The sequence below is a fragment of the Stutzerimonas chloritidismutans AW-1 genome (assembly GCF_000495915.1).
Classification (GTDB): domain Bacteria; phylum Pseudomonadota; class Gammaproteobacteria; order Pseudomonadales; family Pseudomonadaceae; genus Stutzerimonas; species Stutzerimonas chloritidismutans.
Genome location: NZ_AOFQ01000006.1, coordinates 46,377 through 64,248 on the forward strand (window position 1 = coordinate 46,377; position 17,872 = coordinate 64,248).

Annotated in this window: 16 protein-coding genes; 4 read left to right on the top strand and 12 right to left on the bottom strand. The window is 64.7% G+C overall.

Going from position 1 to position 17,872, the window contains the following annotated elements:
- Window positions 1-424: 424 nt before the first annotated feature.
- The 3 genes from F753_RS48900 to F753_RS27670 form a co-directional block, all read right to left on the bottom strand.
- Window positions 425-595, bottom strand: a complete 171-nt coding sequence (locus F753_RS48900) for a DUF1328 domain-containing protein (protein ID WP_003282841.1) — start codon at window positions 593-595, stop codon at window positions 425-427.
- A 109-nt stretch (window positions 596-704) separates the two neighbouring features.
- Window positions 705-941, bottom strand: a complete 237-nt coding sequence (locus F753_RS27665) for a hypothetical protein (RefSeq protein WP_003303271.1) — start codon at window positions 939-941, stop codon at window positions 705-707.
- Window positions 942-1,120: 179 nt separating this feature from the next.
- Window positions 1,121-1,552, bottom strand: a complete 432-nt coding sequence (locus F753_RS27670; protein WP_023444001.1) for a ferritin-like domain-containing protein — start codon at window positions 1,550-1,552, stop codon at window positions 1,121-1,123.
- 307 nt (window positions 1,553-1,859) lie between these two features.
- On the opposite strand from F753_RS27670, the gene algB reads away from it, so the two are divergent.
- The 3 genes from algB to F753_RS27685 are packed head-to-tail and all read left to right on the top strand — an operon-like array spanning window position 1,860 to window position 5,416.
- Window positions 1,860-3,206: a sigma-54-dependent response regulator transcription factor AlgB gene (algB, locus tag F753_RS27675; RefSeq protein WP_023444002.1), complete on the top strand. Its 1,347-nt coding sequence runs from the start codon at window positions 1,860-1,862 to the stop codon at window positions 3,204-3,206.
- Window positions 3,203-4,990, top strand: coding sequence for a KinB sensor domain-containing domain (locus F753_RS27680; protein WP_023444003.1), 1,788 nt, complete (start codon window positions 3,203-3,205; stop codon window positions 4,988-4,990). Before algB ends, F753_RS27680 begins: the two co-directional genes overlap by 4 nt.
- A 21-nt stretch (window positions 4,991-5,011) precedes the next feature.
- Window positions 5,012-5,416, top strand: a complete 405-nt coding sequence (locus F753_RS27685) for a DUF1330 domain-containing protein (RefSeq protein ID WP_023444004.1) — start codon at window positions 5,012-5,014, stop codon at window positions 5,414-5,416.
- Between the two features lies 1 nt (window position 5,417).
- Here F753_RS27685 and F753_RS27690 read toward each other — a convergent pair whose 3' ends face one another.
- From F753_RS27690 to F753_RS27710, 5 genes are all read right to left on the bottom strand, one after another.
- A complete protein-coding gene (locus tag F753_RS27690; RefSeq protein WP_023444005.1) occupies window positions 5,418-6,206 on the bottom strand; it encodes an N-acetylmuramoyl-L-alanine amidase in 789 nt (262 codons plus the stop codon).
- Window positions 6,207-6,336: 130 nt separating this feature from the next.
- On the bottom strand, window positions 6,337-8,148 hold the full coding sequence (locus F753_RS27695) for a GGDEF domain-containing protein (protein WP_023444006.1): 1,812 nt from the start codon (window positions 8,146-8,148) through the stop codon (window positions 6,337-6,339).
- Complete coding sequence (locus tag F753_RS27700) at window positions 8,145-9,014, bottom strand: endonuclease/exonuclease/phosphatase family protein (protein ID WP_014818662.1); 870 nt, start codon at window positions 9,012-9,014, stop codon at window positions 8,145-8,147. The genes F753_RS27695 and F753_RS27700 overlap by 4 nt, the downstream gene beginning before the upstream one ends.
- A gap of 6 nt (window positions 9,015-9,020) precedes the next feature.
- The gene (locus F753_RS27705; RefSeq protein ID WP_014818661.1) at window positions 9,021-9,650 is read right to left on the bottom strand and encodes a thiol:disulfide interchange protein DsbA/DsbL; all 630 of its coding nucleotides are present in this window, start codon (window positions 9,648-9,650) and stop codon (window positions 9,021-9,023) included.
- A 182-nt stretch (window positions 9,651-9,832) separates the two neighbouring features.
- Complete coding sequence (locus tag F753_RS27710; RefSeq protein ID WP_014818660.1) at window positions 9,833-10,465, bottom strand: c-type cytochrome; 633 nt, start codon at window positions 10,463-10,465, stop codon at window positions 9,833-9,835.
- A gap of 267 nt (window positions 10,466-10,732) precedes the next feature.
- Between F753_RS27710 and yihA the strand changes: the two genes are divergently transcribed.
- Window positions 10,733-11,386, top strand: coding sequence for a ribosome biogenesis GTP-binding protein YihA/YsxC (yihA, locus tag F753_RS27715; RefSeq protein ID WP_014818659.1), 654 nt, complete (start codon window positions 10,733-10,735; stop codon window positions 11,384-11,386).
- Window positions 11,387-11,569: 183 nt separating this feature from the next.
- Here the strand turns inward: yihA and gcvP are convergent, their stop codons facing one another.
- From gcvP to F753_RS27735, 4 genes are all read right to left on the bottom strand, one after another.
- Entirely contained in the window at window positions 11,570-14,446 is a 2,877-nt protein-coding gene (gene gcvP / locus F753_RS27720) for an aminomethyl-transferring glycine dehydrogenase (protein ID WP_023444007.1), read from the bottom strand.
- 58 nt (window positions 14,447-14,504) lie between these two features.
- A complete protein-coding gene (gene gcvH / locus F753_RS27725; protein ID WP_003303288.1) occupies window positions 14,505-14,894 on the bottom strand; it encodes a glycine cleavage system protein GcvH in 390 nt (129 codons plus the stop codon).
- 52 nt (window positions 14,895-14,946) lie between these two features.
- The gene (gcvT, locus tag F753_RS27730) at window positions 14,947-16,029 is read right to left on the bottom strand and encodes a glycine cleavage system aminomethyltransferase GcvT (RefSeq protein ID WP_023444008.1); all 1,083 of its coding nucleotides are present in this window, start codon (window positions 16,027-16,029) and stop codon (window positions 14,947-14,949) included.
- 212 nt (window positions 16,030-16,241) lie between these two features.
- Window positions 16,242-17,858, bottom strand: coding sequence for an ABC transporter permease (locus tag F753_RS27735; protein ID WP_014818655.1), 1,617 nt, complete (start codon window positions 17,856-17,858; stop codon window positions 16,242-16,244).
- Between the last annotated feature and the right edge of the window lie 14 nt (window positions 17,859-17,872).

A 17,872-nucleotide genomic window follows, 5' to 3' on the forward strand; every position in this document is an offset into this window, starting at 1 on the left:
GTCGTTCTCCCGTCGAAAGCTGGACGCGATGATAGCGGTGCGCGCGCGCACGGGTCATCCGCAGATCAGTAGACGGCAAGAGGAAAACGATGAGGTAGAGGTACTGCGAGATGAGTGGAGAGACTGCGAAAGACGATGAAGCAGATCGGACATTTGTTGCTGCATGCCGGGAGCGATAGCGCCCCCGGCCGCAGCTTCACAGAACCCGGTCCGATTAGGAGGTACTCCCTGTACCCCTAGGTCGCTCCGCGATGCAGAACAACCCGACCCCCTGGTTCCCCCCGCTGAGGGGTGAAGCGCGCGGAACGGTTAGGCCCGCGCGCTCTGGATCACCTTCGAAAGCCGAACATGACCCGGCGAAATTGGCTTCCTATGCCGCTGAAACTCCTCAATCAGCCGCCCTTGCGGGCGGCCATCGATTGCATCACACGCGTGGACCGCGGCCGCGGCCGAAGATCAGCGACGCTACGAACAGAACCAGGAAGACCACGAACAGGATCTTGGCGATACCCGTTGCAGTGCCTGCGATGCCACCGAAGCCCAGTACCGCAGCGATGATGGCGATGATCAGGAAGGTAATGGCCCAACTCAGCATGGTGTGACTCCTCTTGTTTCAGGAACGGTTCTCAGCGGATCGGTCAGTCCGATCGGCATCGAGTGTGTAAAGCATCCTTGCTGATTCGCTTGCACGTCCCCTTCGTTGCTCAGAATACCCAGCGCTGTTCAGAAGGCGCCTGGCGATAGTCGATGGTCTGCGGCTCTTGGCCGGTCCGCATGAGCTCAATAGGTTGAGCGTCATACATGCCGATTCGTTCCGCTGAATTCTGTTGCGCCTGGCTGAGCGGTTGCGACAGCGGGCGCTCGGCACCCATGATCAGCATGACAACCGCAGCAGAGAGGAACCCCTTGCTGGCCAATGAAAAGCGGGCTTGGCGATTCATCCTCAACTCCTTCTAAGCGTGGCGACGTCGTTTCGTTGAGTGAGACATTGCAGGCGTCGTGCCAGGCTGCACCACTATTTAAAATGCTTATAAATCAATCGCTTAGACATAAAGGCCAGCATTGCATCAACTCAATTTGCATGAGCACCCCAGCAATGCCGGGCGTTTTGCACGAACGCTTAATGCCTGGTTTGCTTGAGGCGGCACATGCGCTCGTGACAGGCACGCAGCTTCGGCAGCTCGATGGCGAGCAGTGCTCTGATATCCGGCTCGGCGTCTCCTACAGCATCCTCGAAGGCGTGCAGAATGTTCGCTTCGGTCTGCTCCAGCTGGTCGACATAGGCGGTGTCGTGGTCGCCGATGCGTGATCGGGCGTCGGCATAGAGCTCGCGCATCCGGCCGGTCAGCGTCCCGCCCTGCGACGGGTGCTCATGGTTGGCTGCAACCTTCACGCTAAGGGCCTGGATGATCTGCGTCTTGGCCTGCGCCAGATCGCGAAACAGGTGCTGCAGCTCGACGTCCTTTACTTCGTCGGCGGCATGCTGGTAGAAACGCTGCCCGTCGCGGGTGATCTCAATGAGCTCATTGAGCTGATTCATGGACTGATTCATGACACCTCCTGCATGGTTGCGACAGATTCGCCACACGCCCGCTCGGCGGGAAGTGACGCCCTGTGTTCAGGGTCGCAAGCCCCATGCCAGGCCGGCGCAAGCGCCAGCGGTAACCAAATCAGCCACTTGGGCGATGCCATTGCAGGCCTCGGAGTGCAGCATGCAGGAAAGCCGTGCTGACACCGTGCAACTTGCAAGACTTTTCATAGACTAAGGTCTCGCCAGCAACGCAACGGCGCCGCCCGGCGCTCGACACACATAATCCGAGCAATTCAGCGACCGATACGCCTTTTGATGGGGAGCATCCATGGACCAAACGACGGACAACGGCGGGCGCATCCTCCTGGTGGATGACGAAGCGGCGATCCTGCGTACCTTTCGTTACTGCCTGGAGGACCGCGGCTACACGGTCATGACTGCAGCCAGTGCGGCGCAGGCCGAGGCCATTCTGCAGCGTCAGGTATTCGACCTGTGCTTCCTCGACCTGAGACTTGGCGAAGACAACGGCCTGGACGTGCTGCAGCAGATGCGCCTACTCGCGCCCTGGATGCGCGTGGTGATCGTCACCGCCCATTCGGCCGTGGACACCGCCGTGGACGCCATGCAGGCCGGCGCCGCGGACTACCTGCTCAAGCCATGCAGCCCGGAACAGCTTCGCCTGTCCGCCGCCAAGCAGCTGGAAGTCCGCCAGATGGCGGCCCGACTGGAAGCGCTGGAAGGCGAGATGAAGCAACGCAGCGACGCCCTCGGCTCGCACAGCCCGGCGATGATGGCCGTGCTGGAAACCGCGCGGCAGGTGGCAGACACCGACGCCAATATTCTCATCCTTGGCGAATCGGGTACCGGCAAGGGCGAACTGGCGCGTGCCATCCACACCTGGAGCCGGCGCTCGAAGAAGGCCTTCGTCACCATCAACTGCCCGTCGCTGTCCGCCGACCTGATGGAAAGCGAGCTGTTCGGACACAACCGCGGCGCCTTCACCGGCGCGACGGAGAGCACGCTGGGCCGGGTCAACCAGGCCGACGGCGGCACGCTGTTCCTCGACGAGATCGGTGACTTCCCGCTGGCGCTGCAACCCAAGCTGCTGCGCTTCATCCAGGACAAGGAGTACGAGCGGGTCGGCGACCCGGTCACCCGCCGCGCCGATGTGCGCATCCTCGCGGCGACCAACCTGAACCTCGAAGAAATGGTGCGCGAGGGCAAGTTCCGCGAGGACCTGCTGTATCGCCTCAATGTCATCACCCTCAACCTGCCGCCCATGCGCGAGCGCCCCGAGGACGTGCTGACCCTGGCCGAACGCTTCCTTGCCTCGTTCGTGAAGAACTATGGCCGCCCTGCGCGCGGTTTCAGCGATGCGGCGGTGGCCGCACTGAAGACCTACCGCTGGCCGGGCAACGTGCGTGAACTGCGCAACGTGGTGGAGCGGGCGAGCATCATCTGCCCGCAGCAGATGATCGAAGTTAGCCACCTCGGGCTGGGCGAACAGGTAGGCAGCAACGCGCCACGCATCGGTGAGCCGCTCAGCCTGGAGGCGCTGGAGAAAGCCCATATCGCCGGCGTGCTGAGCACCAGCGACACCCTCGAGCAGGCCGCGCGCATTCTGGGTATCGACGCCTCGACCCTCTACCGAAAACGCAAGCAGTACGGCCTATGAAACTCCAGATGAAGCTGCGGACCCGCCTGTTTCTCGGCTTCTCCGCGCTGATGACGGTTGCGCTGCTGGGCCTGCTGCTGGCGCTGGTCAGCGTCATGCAGATGGCCAAGAGCCAGGAACAGCTGATCCGCAACAACTTCGCCATCATCGAGATCAACCAGCAGCTGCGGCAGACGCTGGGCAACCACCTGATCGTGATGCTCACCGACAGCGGTCGCAGTGAAGCGCTGGAACCGCTGAGCCAATCGTTTCAGCAGACGCTCGAACGCGGCATCGCCGAAGCCAGCGACGAGACCGACCGGCAGGCATTCCAGGCCGTCGCCAGCGCCTACGCCAGCTTCCTGCAGCAGGTCGATGCCGCCCGCAACCAGAACCTGACGCTGCTGGAAGACAATCCGCTCAGCCAGGCCTTCAATCAGGTGCGCAGCCTGATGACCGACATGCAGCGCACGGCGTACGACAAGATCCGCGATACCGAGCTGCGCAGCCGTGACCGGGCATCGCTGCTCGCCGGGCTGCTGGGCCTGACGGCGATCGCGGTACTGCTGATCGGCTTCATCACCGCGCACAGCTTCGCCCGCCGCTTCGGCGAACCGATCGAACGGCTGTCCGCCGCCGCCGACCAGATCGGCCGCGGCGACTTCAACATTTCCCTGCCGACGCCGCACATCGCGGAGCTGTCCTCGCTGAGCCGCCGCTTCGGCCTGATGGCTCAGGCGCTGCACGAGTTCAAGCAGACCAACGTGGAGGCGCTGGTCAACGGCCAGCAGCGTCTGCAGGCACTGCTCGATAGCATCGACGACGGCCTGCTGATCGTCGACCGCGACGGACGCCTGGAGCACGCCAACCCGGTCGCCCAGCGGCAGCTGGCCTGGGAGAACGAGCACCTCGGCTCGACCCTCGGCGAAGCGCTCGGCTACCCGGACCTGGACAATGCCGCGCGGCAGGTGCTGGACGACAAACCACTGTCCGACCCACCCGAAGACCTGATCATCGAGGCGGACGGCGAACGCCGCCTGCTGGCCTGGCGCATCAGCCCGGTGAGCCACCACGACGGCAGCATCAGCGGTGCGGTCATGGTGCTGCACGATGTCACCGATCAACGAACCTTCGAGCGGGTGCGCAACGAGTTCGTGCTGCGGGCCTCCCATGAGCTGCGCACGCCGGTCACCGGCATGCAGATGGCCTTCAGCCTGCTGCGCGAACGCCTGCGCTACCCGGCCGGCAGCCGCGAGTCGGACCTGTTCGACACCGTACACGAGGAAATGCAGCGACTGGTCAGGCTGATCAATGACCTGCTCAACTTCTCGCGCTATCAGAGTGGCCAGCAGAAGCTGGAGCTGGAGCAGTGCCACATCCCCGAACTGCTCGAGGCCGCGCGTCAACGCTTCGAGGTCAACGCCGCCGAACAGGAGGTTCAGCTCAAGCTGGAGTTGCAGCAGCCGCTGCCGACGCTGATGCTCGACCGCCAGCAGATCGAGCGGGTGATGGACAACCTGCTGAGCAATGCCCTGCGCCACACGCCCAAGGGCGGCGAGGTTCGGCTGCTGGCGCGGCACCACGGCGAGCGGATGATCCTCAGCGTCGAGGACAACGGCGAAGGCATTCCCTACAGCCAGCAGGCGCGCATCTTCGAGCCGTTCGTGCAGATCGGTCGCCGCCGTGGCGGTGCCGGACTGGGCCTTGCCTTATGCAAGGAAATCGCTCAGCTGCATGGTGGGCGTATCGGCGTGCATTCACGGATCGGCCACGGCACCATCTTCTACGTTGCGCTGCCGATCTGACAGCGCCATCGAGGAGGCCACATGCCGAGCCTGAACCCCAGCCCCGAACAGCTCGCCGACTTCGCGGCGTCGATGCCTTCGGGCGTGCCGATCCTGATGCTCAACCTGCTGCGCTATAACGACCAGGCGACCTATCCGCCAGGTAGTCAGCACAGTCCGTGCAGTGGTCGCGAGGCCTACGCGCGCTACAGCCGCGTGGCGCTGGCCAAGGTGCAGGCCAGCGGTGGCGCGGTGGAAGTCAGGACCAAGGCCCATGCCGCGCTGATCGCCCCGCCGGACGAGCAGTGGGACGACATACTGCTGGTCAGCTATCCATCCAAGGAAGCCTTCCTGGCGATGATCGGCGACAGCGACTATCAGGCTGCAGCCGAGCACCGTAGCGCAGCGCTGGCCGACTCGAGACTGATCGGCACGACCCGCTGCTGAGTCAGCGCCCCGCCTGATTGCCGAGCACCTGCAGCATCGCGGCGGTCTCGGCATCGGGTTCGCCGTCGAAGCGAGCCGGGCGGTATTTCATCTGGAACGCAGCGATCACATTGCGCGTCTCGTCGTCCAGATGGCCGTGGCGCGGCACCCGGTAACCCTGCGCCGCCAATGCATCCTGGAACCAGGTGATCGTCGGCAGCCCGGCCGATGCATAGCGCATCCGCTCGGCCGCCACCGCATCGGCATCGGGCCAGGGCAGCAGCCCCTCCTCGGCCAGGCGTTTCCAGGGGAACAGCGGCCCCGGATCGACCTTGCGCTGCGGAGCGATGTCGCTGTGGCCGATGATGGCGCCCGGCTTGAGGTCGTGACGCGCCATGATGTCCTTGAGCAACACCACCAGCGCGTCGATCTGCTCTTCGGAGTACGGATACCAGAGCCGGCGCCCGTCAGCGCTTTCCACGTAGCCGCGGTTGACCAGCTCGATGCCGATCGATGTGGCGTTGAGCCAGGTGCGCCCGTTCCACTCACTCTCGCCGGCATGCCAGGCGCGGCGGTTTTCATCCACCAACCGGTAGATGGTCGCCGGCGATTCGCCGATCAGGTAGTGGCTGCTGACGTCGCGGCCGCTGAGCAGCTGCAGCGAGCGGGGCAGGTCGGTCGAGGTGTAATGCAGGATGATGAACTGGGCGCGGCTATCGTGGCCGGTCGAGCTGTAGCTGGTATCGATGCGCGGACCACTGGCGCAACCGGCCAGCAGCAGGAGCATCAGGACGGCGGGGATGGTTTTCATCGGGACGACCTCTGTGTCGACGGCGAAATGACGCAGATGAGCAGCAGCCCGTTGCGCGGGGCTCCGCTCATGTCGGTGCGGTGAGGGGCGTGATTATACCGGCCGATCGGGTCCGGGCCAGGGCAGCCGGTCAGGCCGCCTCGACGCGATTGCGCCCCGAATCCTTGGCCCGGTAGAGCGCGCTGTCGGCACGCTCGAAAGCGCGCTCGGTGCTGTCACCTTCGCTGAACGCGGTCAGGCCGGCCGAGAGCGTGATGGCAACGCGCTCGCCCTTGAAGTGGAACGGACAGCTGCCGATCGACTCACGCAGCGACTCCATCAGCTGCAGGCCTGCCTCATAGGGCGTGTTGGGCAGCAGCACGACGAACTCCTCGCCACCGAAGCGGGCGATGAAATCGGTCTTGCGCAGACGCTTGTGCAGCTCGGTGCCAATGATCTTCAGCACCCGATCACCAGCCAGGTGACCGTAGCCATCGTTGACCCGCTTGAAGTGGTCGACGTCCAGCACGGCCAGCAGCAGGTCGCCGCCGTAACGTTGCCAGCGGGCGAACTCGAGCTCCAGACGCTCGTTCCATGCCGCCCGGTTGGGCAGGCCGGTCAGCGGATCCTGCAGCGCTTTCTGACGCTGCTCCTCCAGGTGCCCACGCAGGCCGCGTGCTGCCTGTTCGAGGCTGCCGACCCGGCTGACCAGCTGCTGCAGGCGCTCACCGAGCTTCTGTTCCTGCTCGCTGCGCTGTTGCCGGTAGGTGTCCACCGTGGTCAGCAGGCCATCCAGGCGCGCCTCGACCACCTGCTTCAGGCTGGTCAGATCCTTGGCCTGGCGCATGCTGTCCTGCAACCCGCCAACCTGTTCACGCAACTCCGCATCCAGCGCCTGAGCGGCGTCGCGTCCTTCGTTATGCCCCTGGTGCGCGGCGAGGAGATTTTCCTGCATCGCAGTCAGGCGCTCGTTGAGCGTCTGCAGGTAGTTTTCGAAATCTCGCTGACCCTGGTCGCTAAAGGCGATCATCAGCATCGCGAGATCGTCCAGCACCGGCACCAGTTCATACCAGTTCAAGCCGTGCTGGATGCGCGCCCGCAGGGTCTGCAGTTGCGGCTGGGGGTGTTCCGGCAGATGAAGGCTGTCCAGCAGGCTGCCGAGGGTCGCCTCCACGCGGTCCGCGACGACGCTGAACGCGGGCTCCGGCGAATCCGGCAGGGCATACGCAGCAGCGTTCTGCTCCGCCTCGGTTTCCGCGATAGCTTCTTCGTCGGCCGGTACCTCGGCAAGCGGCATGTCCTCGAGCAGCGGGGCAGCCTGAACGGCAGGCTTGGGCAGCCCTAGCGCTTCCACTACTACCGGGCCAGCGTCGACCTCATTGACTGCGGCGGGCGGCGGGGTTTCCTCACCCCGCTCGGCTGCAGGCGGCGCCAGCGGCGTGTCCCGCCCGCCAAACAGGCGCTTCAGAAAACCGCTCTGCTGCGGCGCCGCCAGCCCCTGCAGATCCAGCACCTGGCCCTGCAGGTCACTCAGCTCGCCGAGCAGCACCGGCAGCTCACGCAGCCTGGCGGCACGCTGGTCCAGCTCCTTGGCAAATCGCTTGAGCGGCTTGCGCAGCTCCGCCGGCACCGACATGCCCAGTAGCTGGGAGACCAGCCGATGCAAAGCCTCGGTCAGGCGAACGGCCCGCTCCTGGCGGTGGCGTTCGGATTCCAGCACAGCCTTCTCCAGGCGCGGCACCAGCTGGCTGAGCCCCTCATCCAGATCGCCGTCGCGGAGGATCTCTCGCATTTCGTGCAGGCAGCGCTCGACCGCGGGATCGGCACCCTCCACCGCCAGGCTGCTACGCACCAGGCTGCGCCGCAGCAGATCGACGCGCTGCTCCCAGCGCGCTTCGAGCTGCTCCTGCCGCTCGGCGAGCTGAAGATACTTTTCCTTCCAGCGTTCGACTTCTTCGCTCATTTCGTTTCTTGTACCTGTACCGGCAGGGAATCGGCCTGAAGCGAGTCCGGCAAACGGATCTCCACTGCCACCGGCAGATGGTCGGAGATCGGCAGCGCCAGCACATCGACGCGTTCCAGCGTCAGGCTCGGGCTTAGCAGAATATGGTCCAGACAGCGTTGCGGTCGCCAGCTCGGGAAGGTCGCTTCGATCTGCGGCGCGAGCAGGCCGAGATCGCGCAGCGGCGAATTTTCCAGCAGATCGTTGGCGTGGGTATTCATGTCGCCCATCAACACCTGATGCCGATAGCCGCCAATCAGCTCGCGGATATAGGCCAGCTGGCGCGTCCGCGCCCCGCCTCCCAGGGCCAGGTGCATCATCACCACCACCAGCGCCTCCGGTCCCTCGCCGAAACGCAACAGAATCGCCCCGCGCCCCGAAGGGCCAGGCAGCGGGTGATCTTCCAGGCCTTGTGGTTCGAGCCGGCTGAGGACGCCGTTGCTGTGCTGGGCGAAACGCCCGAGATTGCGATTGAGCTGCTGATACCAGTAGGGAAAGGCGCCCAGATGGGCGAGGTGCTCGACCTGATTGACGTAACCGGAGCGCAGGCTGCCACCGTCGGCTTCCTGCAGGGCGACCAAATCATAGTTACCCAGTACTTCGCCGATGCGCTGCAGGTTGCTGGCGCGACCGGGATGCGGCAGCAAATGCTGCCAGCTGCGCGTCAGGTAGTGGTGGTAGCGCTCGGTGCTGATGCCAACCTGGATGTTGAAGCTAAGCAGTCTTAGCCGCCCATCGGCGGGCAGCCCGCTACTGGCCAGGCACTGCGAATTGACGCGCGCCTTGCCTGGGCCGGCAAGGCGCGGAGCGCTCCAACGGCGCAGCATCGCGGGTTACCGCGCTGCGCGTTCTTTTTCGATGAGGAAGTCCGCCACCTGCAGCGTACGCTCCGGGCCGCCAGACGAGCCGAGGTCGAAGCGGTACTTGCCGTTGACGATCATCACCGGTACGCCGGTGATCTGATAAGCCATGCCGAGCTTCTTCGCCTGCTCAACCCGGCCACGTACACCAAAGGAGTTGTAGGCCTTGAGAAACGCCTGCTTGTCGATGCCCTGACCGGCGAGGAAGTCAGCCATTTCCTCGGGAGTGGCGAGCTTCTTGCGCTCCTGGTGATAGGCGGCAAACACCGCGTCATGCACCTTCGGCTCGACACCCATGGATTCCAGGGCGATGAACAGCTGCCCATGCGCATTCCAGATGCCACCGAACATGGCCGGAATACGCTTGAACTGGACGTCATCCGGCAGCTGTTCGGCCCAGGGCTTGATCACCGGTTCGAACTGATAGCAGTGCGGACAGCCATACCAGAACAGCTCGACCACCTCGATCTTGCTCGGGTCGGCAACGGGGACCGGGCTGCTCAGCTCGACATATTCCTTGCCGGCCTGAAACTCCGCTGCCTGGGCTGCGACACCGAACAGGCTCGCAGCGGCAAAAACGGCAGTGAGTAGGAAATTGCGCATGAAATACTCCTGTTTACGACGGACCGATGGCGCAACAGGCTGCAGCAAAACGTCAGGACTCGCCAGCGTTTTTCATCCGCGCGTGTAAAGCCGTGACGAAGATTGTGTAGCCAGGCGTGAAAACGCAAAAGGGCGCCGGAGCCAACGGCCCCGACGCCCTTCTGTTCAACCTGCCGCTGTTATCAGTGCAGGCCCTGGATGTAGCTGGACAGCGCTTCGATGTCCTTGTTGCTCAGCTTGGCGGCGACGCCACGCATGATCATGGTGTCGCCGTCGTTGGTGCGATTGCCTTCGCGGAAGTCGGTCAGCTGCTTGGCGGTGTACGCCGCGTGCTGCCCACCCAGCTTGGGGAAGCCAGCCAGGTCGTTGCCGACACCGTTGGGTGCGTGGCAACCGGTGCACGCCGGCATGCCCTGATCGAGCTTGCCACCACGGAACAGTTTCTCGCCCTGCTTTGCCAGAGCCGGATCGGCGTAACCAACACTGCCCTTCTGGCTTGAGAAGTAGGCGGCGATGTCTTCCAGATCCTGATCACTCAGCGGGTCCAGCATACCGGTCATTTCCAACACCTTGCGACCTACGCCTTCCGGGGCACCCGGTGTGCTGCCAGCCTTGATGTCCTGCAGTTGCTTGAGCAGGTAACGCTCACCCTGGCCAGCCAGTTTCGGGAAATTCGGCGCCGGGCTGTTGCCATCGACACCGTGGCACGCACCACACACTGCAACTTTGCCCTGACCAGCTTCGGCGTCTCCAGCCGCGTGGGCCATACCGGTGATGCCAAGGGTCAACAGCAGACTCACGAGTACTTTGTTCATCAGCTAATCCAACTACGGCTAAGGGTTTGAAAGGAATTCATCGGGTCGCGCACGGCCATCGAACCGGGGCGACGCTCGTTATAGTGGCACGCTGGGCATCCGCATTGCGGTGGCAACTACCGCCGCACCGGCGTCCGGATCAGGCTGAACACCACACGTGGCCCGATATCAGGCCAAAGCGCACATAAAAACTGCGGCATTATATACTCCCGTTTCTGAAACGGAAACGAACCATTGCCGCACCCGCGTGCACTCACCGGAACGACCATGCTACCGAAAAACCCGATTCTCGGCCTTTGCCAACAGGCCACCTTCATGATCAGCGCCGCCAAGGTCGATCAGTGCCCGGCCGACGAGGGTCTGGAAGTAGCCTTTGCCGGCCGTTCCAACGCAGGCAAGTCGAGCGCGCTGAACACCCTGACCCATGCCAACCTGGCGCGCACTTCGAAGACCCCGGGCCGCACCCAGCTGCTCAACTTCTTCCGCCTCGATGACGAACGCCGACTGGTCGACCTGCCCGGCTACGGCTACGCCAAGGTGCCGATCCCGCTCAAGCAGCACTGGCAGCGCCACCTGGAAGCCTACCTGGGCAGCCGCGAGAGCCTGGCCGGCGTGTTCCTGATGATGGATATCCGCCATCCGCTGACCGAGTTCGACCGCATGATGCTGGACTGGGCGAGCGCCAGCCAGATGCCTTTGCACATCCTGTTGACCAAGTCCGACAAGCTGGCCTTCGGCGCCGCGAAGAACGCGTTGCTGGCCATCCAGCGCGACATTCACAAGGGCTGGGGCGCCGACGTCAGCGTCCAGCTGTTCTCGGCACCGAAGCGGCAGGGGGTCGAGGAAGCGCAGCTGGTGCTGGCGAATTGGTTGGGAATGCTGGACGAGGCAGCCGAAGACGAGCACGAGCCTGAGGCATAGAGTGGGTCAGGCGTTGCCGATTCCTGCAGCCCTGGGCCGGAGCTTCGGTGGATGTAAAAAGCGACATCCACCCTACGAAGTCCGGCACCAATCACTAAAATTACCCGAATTTCACCCCACCAATCACCTCGCAGAAGCCGGAAAGGCGCCGAGAATCGACGTCCACCCGGCCCTCAGCGCAACTCAGTCGCGATAGGCATCCACCGGCACGCAGGCGCAGAACAGGTTGCGATCGCCGTAGACGTTGTCCACCCGATTCACCGCCGGCCAGTACTTGTAGGCACAGGAGTGGGCGCTCGGCGTTACCGCTTCGGCGATGCTGTACGGCCGGTCCCACTCACCGATCACGTCAGCCAGTGTATGCGGCGCGCGCACCAGCGGATTGTTGTCCGCCGGCCACTCACCACCCTGGACCTTGGCGATCTCCGCGCGGATGCTCAGCATCGCCTCGACGAAGCGATCCAGCTCGGCTTTCGACTCGCTCTCGGTGGGCTCGATCATCAATGTGCCGGGCACCGGGAAGGACATGGTCGGCGCGTGGAAGCCGTAGTCCATCAGGCGCTTGGCGACGTCTTCCTCGCTGATTCCGGTCTCGGCCTTGAGCGGGCGCAGGTCGAGGATGCACTCGTGGGCGACGCGGCCGTTGCGCCCGGCGTAGAGCACTGGGAAGGCGCTGCCGAGGCGGTTGGCCAGATAGTTGGCACCTAGGATCGCCACCTCGGTCGCGTCGCGCAGCTGCGGGCCCATCATCGCGATGTACATCCAGCTGATCGGCAGGATGCTCGCGCTGCCCCAGGGCGCCGCGCTCACCGCACCGTTGCCCGGCTGCGGACCTTCCAGCTCGACCACCGGGTGGTTGGCCACGAATGGTGCCAGGTGCGCCTTGACGCCGATCGGGCCCATGCCCGGGCCACCACCGCCATGGGGGATGCAGAAGGTCTTGTGCAGGTTCATGTGCGAGACGTCGGCACCGATGTCCGCCGGCCGCGCCAGGCCGACCTGGGCGTTGAGGTTGGCGCCGTCCATGTAGACCTGGCCGCCTTGGGCGTGGATCGCCGCGCAGATCTCGCGCACGTTTTCTTCGTAGACGCCGTGGGTCGACGGATAGGTGATCATCAGGCAGGACAGCCGGTCGCCGGCCTCGGCGGCCTTGCGCTTGAGGTCCTCCAGATCGACGTTTCCGCCCTTGTCGCACTCGACGATGACCACACGCATGCTGACCATCTGCGCCGAGGCGGGGTTGGTGCCATGGGCCGAGGACGGGATCAGGCAGATGTCGCGCTGCCCTTCGCCACGGCTCTCGTGGTACTTGCGGATCGCGACTAGGCCGGCGTATTCGCCCTGGGCACCGGAGTTCGGCTGCATGCTAATCGCGTCGAAGCCGGTGATCGCACAGAGCCAGGCTTCCAGCTCTTCGATCATTAGCTTGTAACCCTGGGCCTGACCGCGCGGAACGAACGGATGCAGGTTGGCGAATTCGGCCCAGGTGATCGGGATCATCTCGCTGGTGGCGTTGAGCTTCATGGTGCAGGAGCCGAGCGGGATCATCGCCTGGTTCAGTGCCAGGTCCTTGTTCTCCAGCTGCTTGAGGTAACGCAGCATCTCGGTTTCGCTGTGGTGCGTGTTGAATACCGGGTGGCTGAGGTAGTTGCTCTCGCGCAGCAACGCCTCGGGGATTCCGCCCGGCAGCTCGCTGGCATCCAGCGTAGCGATGTCGAGGCCGTGATCGGCACCGAGGAAAATCGCCAGGAGCTGTTCAACGGTGCGCTCGTCGCAGGTCTCGTCGAGGCTGACGCCCAGCCGGCCGCGGCCAAGGATGCGCAGGTTGATCTGCGCCGCTTCGGCGCTTTCGATGACCGCGGTCTGCGCGCCACCGACCTCAAGGGTCAGGGTGTCGAAGAAATGCTGGTTGACCCGCACGATGCCCTTCTGCTCGAGGCCTGCGGCGAGAATGGCGGTCAGCCGGTGGACGCGCTGGGCGATGCGCTTGAGGCCCTGCGGGCCGTGGTAGACGGCGTAGAAGCCGGCGATGTTGGCCAGCAGCACCTGCGCGGTGCAGATGTTGGAGTTGGCCTTCTCGCGGCGGATGTGCTGCTCGCGGGTCTGCAGCGCCATGCGCAGCGCGGTGTTGCCGCGGGCGTCCTTGGACACGCCGATGATGCGCCCTGGCATGCCGCGCTTGAACTCGTCACGGCTGGCGAAATAGGCCGCGTGCGGGCCGCCGTAGCCCATCGGCACGCCGAAGCGCTGGGTCGAGCCGAGCACGACGTCGGCGCCCAGCTCGCCCGGCGGGGTCAGCAGCAGAAGGCTGAGCAGATCGGCGGCGACGCAGGCCAGCGCCTGCTGCGCATGCAGCTGCTCAATGGCAGGACGCAGGTCGCGAATCTCGCCATGGGTATCCGGGTACTGCAACAGCGCGCCGAACACTTCCTGTCCGGCGAGCTCGTCCAGCGTGCCGACCACCAGCTCGAAACCGAACGCCTCGGCGCGGGTCTGCACCACGGAGAGCGTCTGCGGATGGCAGTTCTCCTCGACGAAGAAGCGGTTGCTCTTGCTCTTGGCCATGCGCCGGGCCAGGGTCATGGCCTCCGCCGCTGCGGTCGCCTCATCGAGCAGCGAGGCGTTGGCCAGATCGAGCCCGGTGAGATCGATGATCATCTGCTGATAGTTCAGCAACGCTTCCAGCCGACCCTGGGCGATCTCGGGCTGATAGGGCGTGTAGGCGGTGTACCAACCCGGGTTCTCCAGCACGTTGCGCAGGATCACCGGCGGGGTGATGGTGCAGTGGTAACCCATGCCGATCAGGCTGGTCCAGAGCTGATTCTGCTCTGCATAACCACGCAGCTTGGCCAGCGCGGCCTGCTCGTCCAGCGCCGCCGGCAGGTTCAGCTCGGCCTGCAGGCGGATCGCCGGCGGCACGGTCTGCTCGATAAGCTGTTCGCGGCTGCGCAGGCCCAAGGCGTCGAGCATGGCCTGCTGTTCGCCCTGATCCGGGCCGAGGTGACGGCGCAGGAAGGCATCGGGTTGCTGGAGTTGGGAAAGGCTCGGCATATACGGCATGGTCGCTACTCTCGGAAAAACAAAAGCCCCGACAGAGCGGGGCTTTTGCGGATGATGCTTAGGCGTCGGCGTCGCAGGCAGCCTGGTAACCGGCCGCGTCGAGCAACTTGTCCAGCTCCGACGTATCGCTCGGCTGCAGGCGGAAGAACCAGCTGCCGTAAGGGTCGCTGTTGACCAGCTCGGGCGAATCGGCAAGCGCCTCGTTGACCGCGATCACCTCGCCGGCCACCGGCGCATAGATGTCGGACGCGGCTTTCACCGATTCGACCACACCGGCTTCCTGGCCGGCATTGAGCTGGCGCCCGACCTCGGGCAGCTCGACGTAGACCACATCCCCCAGCGCTTCCTGGGCGTGATCGGAGATACCGACGGTGATGCTGCCGTCCGCTTCGAGACGGGCCCACTCGTGGCTGGCGGCGTAACGCAGATCGCTGGGGATATTGCTCATTGTCGGGTCCTCAAGGCTGTTGACAGCAGTCGCGCAAAACAGTCGGTCGAATTTACACCAGTACCTTGCCGTGGCGCACGAATGTCGGCTGCACGACCCGCACCGGATACCACTTGCCACGAATCTCCACTTCCGCGCGCTCGGCGGTCCCGGCCGGCACGCGGGCCAGGGCGATGGACTTGCCAAGCGTAGGAGAAAAACTGCCGCTGGTGATCTCGCCGTCGCCGACGCCATTCACCCGCACCACCTGATGAGCACGCAGTACGCCGCGCTCCTCCAGCACCAGGCCGACCAGCTTGGGCAGGTCGTCACGCGCCCGCTGCTGCTCCAGGGCGGCACGGCCGACGAAGTCGCGCTCGGTCGGCTCCCAGGCCACGGTCCAGCCCATGTTGGCCGCCAGCGGCGATACGTCTTCAGTCATGTCCTGGCCGTACAGGTTGAGGCCGGCCTCCAGACGCAGGGTGTCGCGCGCACCGAGGCCGATCGGCGGGATGCCGGCGCCGACCAGCTCGCTGAGGAAGTCCGGAGCCTGCTGCGCGGGCAGGATGATTTCCAGGCCATCTTCGCCGGTATAGCCGGTACGCCCGATGAACCAGTCGCCATCGGCCATGCCCTGAAAAGGCTTGAGATCGTGAATCAGCCCGGCCCGGGCCTGGCTCACCAGCTCGGACGTACGCGCGCGGGCATGCGGCCCCTGGATGGCCAGCATGGCAAGCTCGGCGCGCTCCCTGACCTCGACGGCGAAGCCGGCCGCCTGGGCCTGCATCCACGCCAGATCCTTGTCGCGGGTGCTGGCATTGACCACCAGGCGATAACCCCAATCGGTCAGGTAGACGATGAGGTCATCGATCACCCCGCCGCGCTCGTTGAGCATCGCGGTGTAAAGCGCCCGACCGGTGCTTTTCAGGCGTGCCACATCGTTGGCCAGCAAGCGCTGCAGATAGTCGCGGGCCTGCTCGCCGGAGACATCGACCACGGTCATGTGCGAGACGTCGAACACCCCGCAGTCACGACGAACCTGATGATGTTCTTCTACTTGGGAGCCGTAATGCAGTGGCATGTCCCAGCCACCGAAGTCGACCATCTTGGCACCGAGCGCAAGGTGCTGATCGTAGAGGGGAGTACGCTGACCCATGGGTTTCTCCTTCCGGGCAGGTCGCCGAATCGGCATTGGAAAAGTCAGTAGAGCCGGGCCCTGCGGGGGTCGGCGACTTTCGAATGGCGCGCATTGTAGCCCCAAGGTCGCAGCAGGTCACGGCAGATCAGGTGGCAGGAGACTGGAGGTCGAATCGCGGCCCGCAGTAGCGCGGCTGCGTCGCTCAGCACCCTGCCGCCAGAGCTGCGTGACTAGCCAGGGCGCCGCGCCGAACGGCGAATCAGCAGCACCACCGGCAGCAGTCCGACCAGCACCAAGGTCAGTGCCGGGAGCGACGCGCGGGCCCATTCGCCTTCACTGGTCATTTCGAAGATGCGCACGGCCAGGGTGTCCCAGCCGAATGGCCGCATCAGCAAGGTCGCCGGCATTTCCTTGAGCACGTCGACGAATACCAGCAGTGCCGCGCTCAGCGTGCCCGGCAGCAGCAACGGCAGGTAGACCCGGAAGAACAGCGCCGGGCCACCGACACCCAGGCTGCGCGACGCCTGCGGCAGCGAGGGGCGAATCCGCGCCAGGGCGTTTTCCAGCGGGCCGAAGGCAACCGCCATGAAGCGGATCAGATAGGCCAGCAGCAACGCGCCGAGGCTGCCGAGCAGGATCGGCTTCCCGCCAGCGCCCAACCAGCTCGACAGCGGAATGACCAGGTGCCGGTCGAGGTAACTGAACGCCAGCATGATCGAAACCGCCAGTACCGAACCCGGCAAGGCATAGCCGAGATTGGCCAGGCTCACCGCGCTGCGGATCGAGCGCACCGGCGCCTGACGTCGGGCGAACGCCAGCAGCAGCGCCACGCTCACAGTGATCAGTGCGGCGATAGCACCGAGATAGAGCGTGTGCAGGATCATACCGGCGTAACGCTCGTCGAGATCGAAGCGACCGCGCTGCCAGAGCCAGGCCAGCAGCTGCAACAGCGGGATGATGAACGCGCAGAGAAATACCAGGCCGCACCAGGCGCTGGCCGCAAACGCCTTCACACCGGTCAGCCGATACAGCGCCGCGGAGCGCGCTCGCTCATTGGCCGGTCGCGCAGCACCGCGCGCCCGGCGCTCGCCGTAGAGCACCAGCATCACCGCCAGCAACAACAGGCTGGCCAGCTGGGTGGCGCTGGTCAGACTGAAGAAGCCGTACCAGGTCTTGTAGATCGCAGTGGTGAAGGTATCGAAGTTGAACACCGACACCGCACCGAAGTCAGCCAGGGTTTCCATCATTGCCAGGGCCAGACCGGCACCGATCGCCGGTCGCGCCATCGGCAGCGCCACGCGCCAGAAAGCCTGCCAGGGCGACTGGCCGAGCACCCGCGCCGCTTCCATCAGTCCCTTGCCCTGAGCGAGAAAGGCCGAGCGCGCCAGCAGATAGACATAGGGGTAGAACACCAGCACCAGCACCGTGATCACACCGCCCGTGGAGCGCACTCGCGGAAAGCGAATGCCGCTACCGAACCACTCGCGCGCCAGGGTTTGCACCGGACCAGCGAAATCGAGCAGCCCGATGAAGACGAACGCCAACACATAGGCAGGAATCGCGAACGGCAGCATCAGCGCCCAATCCAGCCAGCGGCGTCCGGGAAATTCGCACAATGCCGTCAGCCAGGCGAGGCTGACGCCGAGCACCACCACGCCGATGCCCACGCCGAGAACCAGCGTCAGGGTATTGCCCAGCAGACGCGGCATCTGCGTGTCCCACAGGTGCGACCAGATCTCGGTATCGATACTGCTCCAGCTGAACAGCAGGATGCTCAGTGGCAGCAACACCAGGGCTGCGACAGCAAACGTGATGGGATACCAGCGGCGCTCGACGGGATGGGACACTCAAGCCTCGACAG